13 protein-coding genes and 3 tRNA genes are annotated in these 13,091 nt (G+C 39.6%); 10 read left to right on the forward strand and 6 right to left on the reverse strand.

The annotated features are described in order from the left end of the window. Positions 1-19: 19 nt before the first annotated feature. From L0668_RS18580 to L0668_RS18605, 6 genes are read right to left on the reverse strand one after another with little or no spacing between them, the layout of a single operon-like run. Positions 20-1,027 carry an SMP-30/gluconolactonase/LRE family protein gene (locus L0668_RS18580; RefSeq protein ID WP_235314228.1) on the reverse strand — a complete coding sequence of 336 codons (1,008 nt, stop codon included), beginning with the start codon at positions 1,025-1,027 and terminating at the stop codon, positions 20-22. After that, positions 1,021-2,052: a Gfo/Idh/MocA family protein gene (locus L0668_RS20960; RefSeq protein WP_235314229.1), complete on the reverse strand. Its 1,032-nt coding sequence runs from the start codon at positions 2,050-2,052 to the stop codon at positions 1,021-1,023. The genes L0668_RS18580 and L0668_RS20960 overlap by 7 nt, the downstream gene beginning before the upstream one ends. Next, positions 2,045-3,574 (reverse strand): tripartite tricarboxylate transporter permease, encoded by a 1,530-nt coding sequence (locus tag L0668_RS18590; RefSeq protein WP_235314230.1) that lies wholly within the window; start codon positions 3,572-3,574, stop codon positions 2,045-2,047. Before L0668_RS18590 ends, L0668_RS20960 begins: the two co-directional genes overlap by 8 nt. Before the next feature lie 2 nt (positions 3,575-3,576). Continuing rightward, positions 3,577-4,422, reverse strand: a complete 846-nt coding sequence (locus L0668_RS18595) for a tripartite tricarboxylate transporter TctB family protein (RefSeq protein ID WP_235314231.1) — start codon at positions 4,420-4,422, stop codon at positions 3,577-3,579. 41 nt (positions 4,423-4,463) lie between these two features. Beyond that, a complete protein-coding gene (locus tag L0668_RS18600; RefSeq protein ID WP_235314232.1) occupies positions 4,464-5,462 on the reverse strand; it encodes a Bug family tripartite tricarboxylate transporter substrate binding protein in 999 nt (332 codons plus the stop codon). Between the two features lie 25 nt (positions 5,463-5,487). After that, complete coding sequence (locus L0668_RS18605; protein WP_235314233.1) at positions 5,488-6,591, reverse strand: isocitrate/isopropylmalate dehydrogenase family protein; 1,104 nt, start codon at positions 6,589-6,591, stop codon at positions 5,488-5,490. A 110-nt stretch (positions 6,592-6,701) separates the two neighbouring features. Between L0668_RS18605 and otnK the strand changes: the two genes are divergently transcribed. The 10 genes from otnK to L0668_RS18655 all read left to right on the forward strand — a co-directional run bounded on the left by otnK (position 6,702) and on the right by L0668_RS18655 (position 13,018). Next, complete coding sequence (otnK, locus tag L0668_RS18610; RefSeq protein ID WP_235314234.1) at positions 6,702-7,991, forward strand: 3-oxo-tetronate kinase; 1,290 nt, start codon at positions 6,702-6,704, stop codon at positions 7,989-7,991. After that, positions 7,982-8,620, forward strand: coding sequence for a class II aldolase/adducin family protein (locus L0668_RS18615; protein ID WP_235314235.1), 639 nt, complete (start codon positions 7,982-7,984; stop codon positions 8,618-8,620). Before otnK ends, L0668_RS18615 begins: the two co-directional genes overlap by 10 nt. Before the next feature lie 15 nt (positions 8,621-8,635). Continuing rightward, positions 8,636-8,935 carry a putative quinol monooxygenase gene (locus tag L0668_RS18620; RefSeq protein WP_235314236.1) on the forward strand — a complete coding sequence of 100 codons (300 nt, stop codon included), beginning with the start codon at positions 8,636-8,638 and terminating at the stop codon, positions 8,933-8,935. Positions 8,936-9,099: 164 nt separating this feature from the next. Beyond that, positions 9,100-9,333 (forward strand): hypothetical protein, encoded by a 234-nt coding sequence (locus L0668_RS18625; RefSeq protein WP_235314237.1) that lies wholly within the window; start codon positions 9,100-9,102, stop codon positions 9,331-9,333. A 36-nt stretch (positions 9,334-9,369) separates the two neighbouring features. Next, positions 9,370-10,014, forward strand: a complete 645-nt coding sequence (uvrY, locus tag L0668_RS18630) for a UvrY/SirA/GacA family response regulator transcription factor (protein WP_235314238.1) — start codon at positions 9,370-9,372, stop codon at positions 10,012-10,014. Positions 10,015-10,028: 14 nt separating this feature from the next. Further along, entirely contained in the window at positions 10,029-11,855 is a 1,827-nt protein-coding gene (gene uvrC, locus L0668_RS18635; RefSeq protein ID WP_235314239.1) for an excinuclease ABC subunit UvrC, read from the forward strand. A gap of 79 nt (positions 11,856-11,934) precedes the next feature. Then, positions 11,935-12,498, forward strand: a complete 564-nt coding sequence (gene pgsA, locus L0668_RS18640; protein WP_235314240.1) for a CDP-diacylglycerol--glycerol-3-phosphate 3-phosphatidyltransferase — start codon at positions 11,935-11,937, stop codon at positions 12,496-12,498. Between the two features lie 193 nt (positions 12,499-12,691). Continuing rightward, positions 12,692-12,766, forward strand: a tRNA-Gly gene (locus L0668_RS18645). A 43-nt stretch (positions 12,767-12,809) separates the two neighbouring features. Next, positions 12,810-12,883 (forward strand) — tRNA-Cys (locus L0668_RS18650). Positions 12,884-12,931: 48 nt separating this feature from the next. Then, positions 12,932-13,018 (forward strand) — tRNA-Leu (locus tag L0668_RS18655). Positions 13,019-13,091: the final 73 nt, after the last annotated feature.

Consider the following 13,091-nt stretch of genomic DNA (forward strand, 5'->3'; position numbering starts at 1 on the left):
GTGTTGCTGATTAATTTGACTATAAATTCCAGTGAGCTGGTTTTACTCCTGAAAAGTTGGTTTTAATTGTAGGGATTGAGTCGCCGAGTAAACAACCTAGTGCTATGTCAGTCATGTTCTTTCCATAAAATGCTAGAGAACTAACATTTTTAAGCTTGTGGCTTTTTACATTGTCTAGGTGAGGGCGGCCCATAGCATGGATCTTGTATGCCTCTTCAACCCAATCTATATGTTCTGGATCATTATCCGCTAGTATGACTTGGGATTCGCCTGTACTAGGGTTAACCCTTATTACAGTATTGCTAACAATACTGGTTACCCACAAGTGCCCTTGGGTATCCATAGTCAAACCATCAGGAAAGATCCCTTTACCGTATTTAGCTACAAGATTTGGGTTGATTAATTGATTGTTAGCTGTGATATCAAAACTTAAGGTTTCTCGAGTGAATGTCGCATTCACATATAGAGTGCGACCATCCTCAGTCACATACACTTCATTGGTATACCCTATATTATCAGCTACTATTTTTGCTTTTGCTGTTCCCTTTGGTATTGGCTCACCGTTTTCATATTCGCTTTCGTACTCAATTAAGGCAACAAATCCGTCGCTTACGTCTGAGCGGTAAGCTTTGGCTCTAGGTTGTTGCCTAGTACTAACGGTTAACCATAAACGATCTTGGTGATCCAAATAGATAAAGTTAGATGGCGGTAAAGGTTCTCCATCAATATGAGTGACAAATGGCGATACTTCTCCGTCTTGTGTCAACCGGTAAATTCCACCTACTTCATCCCCTAAGTGGGCAATTAGAAAGTCTCCGTTTTCTAATAAACAAATACCATTGGGTTTGAGTGGCGGGCAGTGGTCGTTTTGTTTAGGCAAAATAAGCTGTTGTTCGCCATTCGGCATTATTTTACATACGCCACCTCTAAAATCGGCGGTGTAAAACACACCATCAGCTGTGGCTAAAATACATTCAGGCCTAACCAGATCTTTAGCGAAAAATTGAATATCTGACAATGCTAACATAGTATTTTTCGTTGCTCAGAGGCTGATTGGTAAACGGCTTCTTCTAATTGAATATTGGTTAAATATTCTGCGCCTGTATTTTCTAACTGACCTTCTGCTAGATAGTATATAACTATATGTTCTATGGTATTAAATACACAGTCTCCACCAAAGTTTTGATCGTGCATAGGGTAACTAATCTCTTTTGCGTCGACATCGCCAAATTTTCTATGCCAAATTTTAGCTTCACCATCCAAGGTTAACTCGCCACAGGTACCTGCTATGTTTAGTTCTCCCATAGTACGTCTAGGGTTGCTGGTTGGGTGGTCTAATAAACGATTACCATCAAAAATAGCTCGTAAATTATCTTCAAATTCAAACAATATAATACCTGAATCTTCACCTTTGATATTGGGATTACAGCGGCGTAAATCTGCATACAGTGATTTAGGTTCGCCAAATAAAAAACGAAAGGTATCGATAAAATGAATGGCTGTTTCGTGGATCAAAAACTTAGGCATTTTTTGAAAATAGGGTTGCCTAGACAAATAGGCTTCTGGGCCTTGGCCATCACCCGTTCTCAAGCGAAACTCGGCGTTTAGGACTTCACCTAACATGCCACTGTTGAGCACTTGTTTAATTTTTCTAAACCAAGGCATAAAACGAAAATTTTCATGCACAATTAGTTTAATGTCAGCTTGTTCGGCAATCTCAACCATTTGCTGCGCCACCTCTAAGGTTTCACCAAAGGGCTTTTGACAAATCACATCTATACCCAATTTAGCCGCAATCTTGACTGAACTTAAGTGGGTGGCAGGGGGCGTGATGATGTCTAATAAATCTGGTTTAGTGTCTATCAGTAGGCTTTCTAAATCGTCAGAGCTATGGGGAATATCATACTTTTTAGCAAATTCATCGGCCGCGGTTTTGGTACGGTTGCATACACCAACAAGGTTTGCTTCACTAAGCCTAGTCCACGCATCGTAATGAAATTGACTAAAGTACCCTGTTCCAGAACACACTACTTTTAAAGATTGTTTACTCACTGTTTGTCCTTACTCTTAATCTTGTTAGACGAGCCAATAAAACTTTGAACCACTTAAATTGCGCTAAGATAAACAAGGTCATCACTATGACCAAAATAACCGCCACGGGTCGTTCAAAAATGGGCAGAAAGCTGCCTTCACTTAATAATAACGCACGGCGTAAACTTTCGTCTGCCATGCCGCCTAAGACTAGTCCTATAACCATAGGTGAAATTGGGAACTTCATTTCACCTAATACAAAAGCAATGATGCCAATAGGCACCATCAAATAAAGGCTAAACATATTTAGGTTTAAGGCATAAGCACCCAAGATACATAACACGGCGACTACAGGAATAAATAATGCAGTGGGCAGTTGTAATACTTTCAATACTTGTTTAGCCATAAGCAAACCATTTGCCCACATTGCAAAGGAGGCTAAAACCATAATGGCTGTGACTTCTAATAGAAAATTAGGGTGGTCAATTTCAATACTAGGGCCAGGCGTAATACCGTGTAATAACAAGGCGCCAAGTAACATAGCAGCGGGTGGGCTGCCTGGAATACCTAAAGTTAATAAAGGAATTAGTGCACCACCTACACAAGCATTATTAGCTGTTTCGGATGATACAATAGCTATTTCAGAGCCCTTACCAAACTCTGCTTGTTGTGCTTTAGTACTGGTTTTTTTGGCCGTTGAATATGACACCCAACCTGCAATGTCTTCGCCCACACCAGGCACTGCTCCTACGCCTACACCTATAGTTGCCGAACGAAATATATGTTTGATATTGCGTTTAATGGCTTTGAATTCAGGCATGATGTTGCCCACAAATGCAGGTGGAGTGGTTTGGTTTTTTGTGGTCAAGGCGCGAATAACTTGGGGGATACCAAAAGCACCAATAAGTACTGGTACTATTTCTAAACCACCATCTAATTGTGGTTGCTCAAAGGTGTAACGAGGGAAAAACTGTAAGGCGTCTCGGCCCACTGTGGCTAAAAACAATCCCAACAATCCAGTGATCCAACCTTTTATGACTAAATCTGGCGAGGTTAAACTACCACTTAACACTATGCCTAACAGGGCTAATAGGAAAAACTCCCAAGAGGTAAATTGTAAAGCGAGACTAGCAATAAGCGGTGACAAGGTAACTAAAAATAATAGTCCAATTATGGTACCAATAAAGGAAGCGGTAGTGGTTAACCCTAAAGCTTTGCCGGCTAATCCTTTTTGAGTTAACGGATAACCATCCATAGCAGTAGCTGCTGCTGCGGGGGTACCAGGGATATTAATTAAAATAGCGGGATACGAACCCCCATAAATGGCGCCAACATATAAGCCTAATAGCGCGAGAAGGGCGGTGTCTGCGCCTAAACCATAAGTTAAAGCGGTTAGTAATGCCACGCCTAACGTTGCGGTTAAGCCAGGCATAGCGCCGAAAATAATACCTAGAAAGCTAGCGACAAATAAAACAATTAAATTTGAAGGAGTACTAACAAGCTCAATTAAAATGCTAAAAAACTGCGAAAACTGTTCAATCACTACTAGATCCCTAACTGTTCGTAAATTAACCAGTTTAGAAAGCTGATCACACTACCGTATTCAACTGGCATAGGTACATACAATAAAAAGCTAAATGCCATGACTAATATCAACGGGACGATTAATACGGCAATTAGGTTATACATGACTCTAGGTTTATCGATTTTACTACCGCATATAACCTGCCATATCACCAAAGATATAAGGGTAAAACCGGTACTCAAATCACAATACAGGATGCTATTTTCAAGATCATTAATATCTAAAATTGAAATGGATGGATCTTCATTCAGTGTGCTACGAATTGTAACTAAGGTAGCCGCCAATAAAATATTAGCGGCAATCACTGTGCGTCTAGCCTGATCAATTTGTAAATAAAATATACTGGTTAACGAGCAGACAAACACTGCTGTGGCAAGATAAAAATCTGTGGCTGGGATCAGTAAATAAACATAACCAATTAATAAACCGATAATTAACCAGCGATCACGGACTTGTTGATTATCTTTATTGCCAAGCCAATGAGCTAAGCTAAAAAAATGTTGATGCCCTTGCTGTTTAATGGAACTCATTAATAATGAAATACAACACAAAAAAAGTGCAGTTAATAGTATTAACGGGAATAAAGCTGGAGAAACGTACCACTGGTTTTCGACTCCGCCGTAACTTCCTGACATAGGAAATGACAAAGTTAGTTTAAGTATATATGCCAGAATAACGAGTAGGGCAATGACAAACTTAAAGTCGTACTGGCGATAAGTTTGCTCGTTATTTTTCCCGTTACCTTTCTCGTTATTTTGATCGTTATTGTTCTGGTTAATTGGGAGCCCAGAGGCGTTGTCGGTCATATTATTAATCTTATTATTATTGTTGATTTAGTTAAGGTTAATTAAGGTTTTGCAATGCCAAATTTAGCAGGAGATATTTTATTTGCTCCTAAATCATCCAGCGTCCAAGTGAAGATAGACTCTAATCGTGCAAATTCTTGTTCTGCTTTTTCACCTGATAACCCTGACAATTCGTAATGGTTTTGTTTAGCCCACTCTTGGACTTTGGCCGAGTGCATGGCTTTATCAAAGGCTTTAGTCAAAGTGTTCTTTACATCTGCCGGCGCTTTACTGTTGATGGCAAAACCAATAGCTTGACTCAAAGGTAAGCGAGCTGAAAGTGATGGATAAGCTGCAAAAGCTGTGGGGATTTCACCTACACTATCTAAGGTATAACTTTGAGGATGCAACATAGCTAAAGCACGTAAACGTTTACCCCGTAATAAAGGTGCTTGTTCGGCCATAGAGGTGATCACAAAATCCACCTCTTTAGTAATGGTTGCCGTTTGCGCTGGCGCAGAGCCTGGGTATGGAATGTACTTAAACTTAACCCCTGTAGCTTTTTCAAGTTCTAACAAATATATATGGTGAATCCCACCCATTCCGCCGGCAGCTGCTTTTATATCTTTGGATTTTGCCGCTTTTATTAGCTCATCTAAGGTTTGATAAGGAGAATCAAAAGGAACAGAAACCACGTCAGGAGAGCTACCTACAATAAAGGGGCTCCATACATCAAATCTTTGTTGCCAACCGCCGTTTACTGCTGCTACCAAATTGGAGCTTGATATACCGACTAAGTTATAGCCGTCTGGTCTTTTTCTTAATATAGAGTTCATACCTATTGAGCCAGCTACACCACCTGTTTTATTGACCACATTGACTCTAACATCAAGCTCCTTGGCCATTTCGGCCATCAACATACGATTAATAGAATCAGTACCGCCACCGGCCGACCAAACAACAGTATTAGTGATAGGGCGAACGGGGTAGGGGCGTTTGGCATTTGCTTGCACTGCCACTAGGCACACTATTAAACTTATAAGGTAGGTAACTATTCTCATTATTATTCCTTCTGTTAGATTAAATCTATAATTTGGCTAACTCTGCAAATACTTTATCAGTGATAGCTTTTGTTCCAGAGTTTCCGCCTAGTTCGTAAGGCAATAACTCTTCGCTGGCATATGCATTTTCCACCGCTTTATTAACCAAGTTTGCAGCTTTAATTAATTGAACATTATTATGTTGATGCCCTAACCAATCTAACATCATTGCACCAGAAAGAAACATAGCGGTTGGATTAGCTTTGCCTTGGCCAATAATATCTGGCGCGGTGCCATGGCATGGCTGAAATACAGCTTTTTCAAATCCAATATCTGCTGAGGGAGCCATACCCATACCGCCCATAAGGCCTGCACCTAAGTCAGACAGAATATCGCCAAACATGTTTTCGGTGACTAATACATCAAACTGCCACGGTTTAGCGACTAGTTGCAAGGCCGCTGCATCTACATATATGTGTTCGGCTGTTATATCAGTATGATTTTTGGCTCTTTCATCAAATACTTGACGCATAAAGTAAAAAGAGCCTAATACATTGGCTTTATCAACACAGGTGACCTTACCTTGGTAGCCTTGTTGTTTGCGTTGTTTGGCTAAACCAAACGCAAAGTCAAATACCCGTTTACAACCTTGATAACTTATTTTTTGGGTGTCGTAAGCCGCTGCTGACTCTCCTTCGCCTTCTATTTTAAAGGTTTCACGACTAGCAAATAACCCTTCTGTACTTTCTCTAATCAATACAAAGTCTAAATTTTTAGCCGCATCAGAGGTTAAAGGTAACGGTAAGCCTGGCATAGTTTTAACAGGACGAACGCCTGCAAATAAGTCCATTTTTTCACGTAGTTCTAGTTGCGGTGCTATTTCTCGCCCATCAGGATAACGAATACTGGGTAATCCCATACAGGCTAGTAATGTTGCGTCACTATTAAAGGCGTGCTGCATAGCTTCTTCCGGTAAAGAAATGCCCGTTTCTTTATAGTGTGCAGCACCAGCAGCAAAAGAAGTGAATTCTAGTTGATTGCCGCCTACTTTGCTGACGACTTGATTGAGTAAATCAAGGCATATTTCTGTGATTTCATGACCAATACCATCGCCTGGTAAAACTGTGATTGTAAAATTTGTTTTTGTCATATTAGTTTAACTTTCTCTATATTTTCAGTTTAATTGTAATATAATATCTTTCATTCTTGTAAATATAAAGTATAAAGTTTATTAATGCTATGTGTATTGTTAGGTGAAAAATGAATAACAAAGTAGTTTTAGGTCCTTGGTTAGGTTGTATTGCCGATGACTATACTGGTGCTACCGATTTAGCTAGTTTTTTAGTGGCCAGTGGCTTAAAAACCATTCAGTTAAATGAGGTTCCCCACACTAACGAAATTTTTGATTTGTCGCCTTATGATGCCGTGGTCATTGCATTAAAATCGCGTACATGTCCTGTAAATGAAGCAATATGCGATAGTCTACTAAGTACAGAGTATTTGATTGAACAAGGTTGTCAGAAGTTCTTTTTTAAGTATTGCTCAACTTTTGACTCAACCGAACAAGGTAATATTGGGCCGGTAATTGACGCCTTGATGGATAAGTTAAATGTCGAGTCGACTATAGTTTGTCCTGCTTTACCGGTTAATGGACGAACAGTTTATAAAGGTGACTTATACGTTAATGGTCAACCTTTGCATGAAAGTCCGATGAAAGATCACCCTTTAACGCCCATGAAAGACTCAAACCTTAAACGGTTAATTGAAGCCCAAGGCGATGGTAAGGCAGAAATAATAAACGTTGCGACTATTGATAGTGGAGAAACTGCCATAGTTGAGGCCTTAGAAAAGGCGAGTCAGCAATCTAAATATATTATATTGGATACATTAAATACCGAACACTTAGTCAATATTTCTCATAGTGTTCAGGCATTTAAATTTATTACTGGGGGCTCAGGTTTAGCCACTGATCTTGCCGAAGAGTTTAAGCGCTTGGGTGGTGTGCTTAAACCTCAAAAACAGCAAAGTGAACAAAGTCACTCTCCGGTGCTGATCTTTAGTGGTAGTTGTTCTGCAATGACTCAGCAGCAGGTTACTGAGTATAAAACCGATCATCCTGCATTGCAGTTAAATCCAATACAAATTGCCAACGGTGAACAATCGCTGGATAGCATTAGCCAATGGATGCTTGAAAATATTAGTGCTAGCCCATTAATATATGCCAGCGCAAATGCCGAGGCGGTTAATTTGGTGCATCAGACATTAGGTAAAAATGAGGCCGCTGAGTTAGTAGAAAATACTTTCTGTCAATTAGCTAAAATAGCAAAACAACACAAGGTACGAAATTTTATTGTGGCAGGGGGCGAGACCTCAGGTGCTGTAGTCAAAGCCCTTGATATTCAAGGGTTTGAAATTGGCCAAAGTATTGTACCCAGTGTACCAATTGTAACTACTTTGGGAGCAATACCTATAAACTTAGCCTTAAAATCTGGTAATTTTGGGCAACAAGATTTCTTTGTTAAAGCAAAAAGGAAACTAACATGTTCTTAGAAGAGCAAGACGCAAAGCAACAAATAGTGACCTTTGCAAAATCTATTTTTGATCGTGGGTTAACCTCTGGTGCCTCGGCAAATATGAGTGTCAGGATCGCTGATGCTTGGGTGATGACACCCACCAATACCTGTTTCGGTTTTTTGCAAGCTGACGAGTTATCAGTGGTGAGTTTAGACGGTACTTTATTAAAAGGCTTGCCGCCGTCTAAAGAGTTTAGATTGCATAAAGCCATGTACGATAAAAGACCAGATGATAGATGTATTATTCATTTACATTCAACCTATGCCACAGCTTTGTCTTGTCTTCCAGCTAAAGACATTTCAAATATTGTTCCGACTTATACCCCTTATTTAACAATGCGTTTAGGGCCGATTGCCATGGTGCCTTATTTTGCGCCTGGTGATGATGCATTAGCTAATGCTGTGGGCGAAATTGCCGCAGAGCACCCTGGTATAATCATGGCTAATCATGGGCCGATTGTTTCAGCGCAAAGCGTTGAGTCTTGTGTTTATGGTATGGAGGAGCTTGAAGAAAGTTGTAAGTTAGCTCTGTTATTACAAAATTTAGATGCCAACAAATTGACCGATGAACAAATAAACACGTTACTCACTCGGTTCAAAAAATAATAAAGAGATAAATCTATGTACCTAGTAACCGTAAAATTTGACGTAAAACCTGAACGACTAAATGAATTTTTACCTCTAATGCTTAAACAAGCTGAGGATTCCATAAGCCTTGAAGAAAACTGTTTACAGTTTGATGTAAGCGCAGATGAAAATAAATCGAGTTTGATTTTTTTATATGAGATCTATCAAGATAAACAAGATTTTAGTGCCCACCTAGATTCCCAACACTTTAAAACCTTTGCCCAAAACGTAACTGATATGGTGTTAGACAAAAAGGTAGAGTGTTTTGACACACTCAAAACCTCATTCGATTAATTGTTAATTTGAGAATAAGTACCACTAGAAAGGTTATTTCTGGCCTTTCTTAAAAATAACTCTATTATTCTGTGCAAAAATAACCCAACCCTTATTGTTTCGCTTTTGGATCACCTTTGAATGATTTATGCTGAGGCAATATTTATATTGTTTACATTAATGCCATGAAGTTGCTTAAACGTAAAACATCGACCCGCGTGTCAAAAATACAAAAAAAGCCAACGCTAAGTAAATGTCGCTGTGGTGGTAAAGCAAATAAACCTAAACCTGTGGAACGATGCCAAGATAGATGGATAATTAGCTGTCAGGTTGAACGTTGTTTTGCAACTAATATTGGCCAAGGATTAGTTGATACTATTAATGGTTGGAATAGGTTAAGTACCCATTTTTATCGATAAAAGCACAGTTAATACTATTTTTTATGAGGTTTTATTTTGATCCGATTGTTACTTGTTGATGACCATGAATTGGTAAGGACAGGCGTTAGACGCATTCTAGAAGACGTTGAAGATTTTACTGTGGTGGCAGAGGCAACTAACGGTGAAGATGCTGTGAAACTGTGTCGTAAACATGCTCCAGATTTAGTCTTAATGGATATGAATATGCCGGGTATGGGAGGGTTAGAAGCCACCAAACAAATACTGCGCTTTTCAGAAGATACCCGCGTTATCGTGTTGTCTGTTTATAAAGAAAACCCCATTCCGGCTAAAGTCATGCAAATGGGCGCGTCAGGATACTTAACCAAAGACTCGGGCCCAGAAGAGATGATCCGCGCTATTTATAAAGTACATTCAGGACAAAAATATATCTCTCCTGACCTGGCTCAGCAAATCGCCATAGGTCAACTTAATTTACAAGAAGGTAATCCATTTGAAGCCTTGTCTGACCGAGAGTTAGAAATTACCTTAATGTTGACTAAAGGCGCCAAAGTGCCTGACATTGCGGTGTTCTTAAACATCAGTGCTAAGACTGTGAATACCTATCGATACCGTATGTTTGACAAGCTTAACGTGAGTACAGATGTTGAGCTAACCCATTTGGCCTTAAGGCATAAGTTGATCCACTCAGAACAGTTATAGTTTAATCATAAATAATGAGTGTTACCGAACCTTTTGATCACCAATCATTTTTAAAACACCTTACCAGTCAACCGGGTGTTTACCGTATGTACAATCACAAACAAGAAGTGATTTATGTAGGGAAAGCCAAAAATTTAAAAAAGCGTGTTTCTAGTTATTTTAGAGCTAAAGTTGATAGTGCTAAAACTCGTACTTTAGTTAAACAAATCGCTGAAATGGATGTGACGGTTGTCCACAGCGAAACCGAAGCTTTTATTCTTGAAAACAACTACATCAAAAAATATAAGCCTAGATACAACGTTTTATTACGCGACGACAAGGGTTACCCGTTTATATTTTTATCAGAACACACTCATCCCAGATTAAGCAGTCACAGAGGCCCCAAGAAGCTAAAAGGTGAATACTTTGGCCCTTATCCTAGTGCATGGGCGGTGCGCGAAAGCCTGAATACTATGCAAAAGTTATTTCCTATTAGGCAATGCGAAGATAGTTATTACCGAGCTAGAACCAGGCCATGTTTACAATATCAATTACAACGTTGTGCAGGTCCATGCGTTGAAGGGCTTATTTCTGAAGATGATTACGCACAACAAGTGCAGTTAGCCAGGCTGTTTTTAAAAGGTAAAAACAAACAAGTTATTGATTCTTTGATTGAAAAAATGGAACAGGCCAGTACTGAATTAAAGTTCGAATCGGCAGCCCGTTATCGCGACCAAATTGGCGCACTAAACAAAGTGCAAGAACAACAATGGGTGAGTGGCGAGCAACAAGAAATGGACGTGTTTGGTTTTGCTTACCGTAATGGTATTGCCAGTATTCAAGGTTTGTTTATTCGAGATAACAAATTACTTGGCAGTAAAAGTTTTTATCCTAAAGTACCTAGTGAATCCTCTGCACAAGAAGTATTTCAATCTTTTATTTTACAATTTTATTTAGCCGGCAATAAAACCATACCCCAACAAATCGTGATCCCTTGTGAGTTAACAGAACAAGCGTCAATTGAAGCATTATTAACGAAAGAGGCAGGTCGAAAAATACAGTTTTTTAAAGGGGTAAGAGAAGAAAAACGCCGTTACTTAGATTTAGCTAACACCAATGCAGAAACCGCCTTGGAATCAAAACAGAATCAACAAAAGTCAGTATTTGCCCGTTATCTTGAATTAGAAAAAATATTAGAATTCGAACAACCTATTCAACGCATGGAGTGTTTTGATATTAGCCATACCTCCGGCCAGCAAACTGTAGCCTCATGTGTGGTGTTTAATCGAGAAGGCCCTTACAAACAAGACTATCGAAAATTTAATATAGAAGGCATTACCCCTGGCGATGATTACGCTGCTATGGCCCAAGCTTTAGCTCGGCGTTATCGAGATGTAAAAGACGAGTCAAAAATTCCGGATATTTTATTTATTGATGGCGGTAAAGGCCAATTAGCGCAAGCTGAGGAATATTTTGCAGATTGGAAACAAGCCAAAAAGCCTATATTGATTGGTGTGGCTAAAGGTAGTAGCCGTAAAGCTGGCTTAGAAACCCTTATCTTGGCTGGTAGTCATCAGACTATTCCTATGCAGGCTGATAATGCGGGGCTACATCTTATTCAACATATTCGTGATGAATCACACAGGTTTGCTATTACAGGTCATAGACAAAGAAGACAAAAAGAGAAAACCACATCCAAGTTACAATCCATACCGGGAGTAGGGGCCAAGCGCCGTCAAAGCTTATTAAAATACATGGGCGGATTACATGGTGTTTTACAAGCAAGCAAAGATGAAATTGCAAAGGTACCGGGCATAAGTGGTGAATTAGCAGATATAATATATGAACATATTCATAATTAAGCTTTGAAAAACAAGCTTGTTATGGGTTAATACCCTAAATTGAGTTTACGAAAATTACAAAAAAATACTGAGAAAATCGATGTGGACAATTCCTAATATTATAACCGTGATCAGGGTTTTGCTGATCCCAGTATTTGTTGTGGTGTATTTTTTAGATTGGAAATGGGCCCACCAAGCAGGTGCTTTTATTTTTTGGTTTGCCGCCATCACCGACTGGGTTGATGGATACTTAGCTAGAAAACTAAATCAAACCACAGCGTTTGGAGCGTTTTTAGATCCCGTGGCAGATAAATTAATTGTAGCTGCGGCTCTCATTCTTATTACGCACACGTATGCGAGTATTTGGATCACCATTCCAGCTGTACTTTTGATGTTTAGAGAAATTTATATATCAGCTTTGCGTGAATGGATGAGCCAACAAGGTAAACAAGACTTAGTTAAGGTCAATTTTACTGGGAAAGCCAAAACCATGGCACAGATGTTAGCCTTAATTGGTTTATTGTCGGAATTAGAAGTATTTATGGGGATCCCAATTTATTGGGTCAGCCTAGGATATGGTTTATTATATTTTGCCGCAATATTATCGTTTTGGTCTATGTATGAATACACCTTAGCGGCTTGGAAAGATTTAAAAAAGGCCTAATTAAACGCTCATAATAAAATCAAATTGTGTGTTTTTAATGCTTTCGGTTTAAAATTCAGCCAGTCAGTTCAAAAAGATACTTTTTGTTGTTGACACTTCTGATTCTGGATGTAGAATGCCCCCACAGTTTGAGGAGAGCAAGACGAAACGCCAAAAACGTTAGTCTTAAATCACCAAGAAAACTTGTTGCGAAGCGGGAATAGCTCAGTGGTAGAGCACAACCTTGCCAAGGTTGGGGTCGCGAGTTCGAATCTCGTTTCCCGCTCCAAATTTTGTAATTCAAATCGAATTTGTTTTATAAATAAAGCGAAGGCGGAATGGCAGAATGGCTATGCAGCGGATTGCAAATCCGTGGATCTCGGTTCGACTCCGGGTTCCGCCTCCATAAACGCTAAGCAATACCAGCTTACTCTTTCGAGTAAGTACCCCCGATGCCCGGGTGGTGAAATTGGTAGACACAAGGGATTTAAAATCCCTCGTTCGTAAGGACGTGCCGGTTCAAGTCCGGCCCCGGGCACCATTTCTTGAGTAAACCCTTTGTAAACCAGCGATACAGACGAGTTTAATCATTACTAGTATGCTTACGTTGACCA

The sequence above is a fragment of the Paraglaciecola algarum genome (genome assembly GCF_021532655.1).
GTDB lineage: Bacteria > Pseudomonadota > Gammaproteobacteria > Enterobacterales > Alteromonadaceae > Paraglaciecola > Paraglaciecola algarum.

Bases quoted from the DNA above. Each gene is read 5' to 3' on its own strand.
- L0668_RS18620 (WP_235314236.1), top strand. From the start codon at position 8,636: ATGTACCTAGTAACCGTAAAATTTGACGTAAAACCTGAACGACTAAAT.
- L0668_RS18600 (WP_235314232.1), bottom strand. From the start codon at position 5,462: ATGAGAATAGTTACCTACCTTATAAGTTTAATAGTGTGCCTAGTGGCA.
- L0668_RS18605 (WP_235314233.1), bottom strand. From the start codon at position 6,591: ATGACAAAAACAAATTTTACAATCACAGTTTTACCAGGCGATGGTATT.
- pgsA (WP_235314240.1), top strand. From the start codon at position 11,935: ATGTGGACAATTCCTAATATTATAACCGTGATCAGGGTTTTGCTGATC.
- L0668_RS18615 (WP_235314235.1), top strand. From the start codon at position 7,982: ATGTTCTTAGAAGAGCAAGACGCAAAGCAACAAATAGTGACCTTTGCA.
- otnK (WP_235314234.1), top strand. From the start codon at position 6,702: ATGAATAACAAAGTAGTTTTAGGTCCTTGGTTAGGTTGTATTGCCGAT.
- L0668_RS18625 (WP_235314237.1), top strand. From the start codon at position 9,100: ATGAAGTTGCTTAAACGTAAAACATCGACCCGCGTGTCAAAAATACAA.
- uvrC (WP_235314239.1), top strand. From the start codon at position 10,029: ATGAGTGTTACCGAACCTTTTGATCACCAATCATTTTTAAAACACCTT.
- L0668_RS18595 (WP_235314231.1), bottom strand. From the start codon at position 4,422: ATGACCGACAACGCCTCTGGGCTCCCAATTAACCAGAACAATAACGAT.
- L0668_RS18580 (WP_235314228.1), bottom strand. From the start codon at position 1,027: ATGTTAGCATTGTCAGATATTCAATTTTTCGCTAAAGATCTGGTTAGG.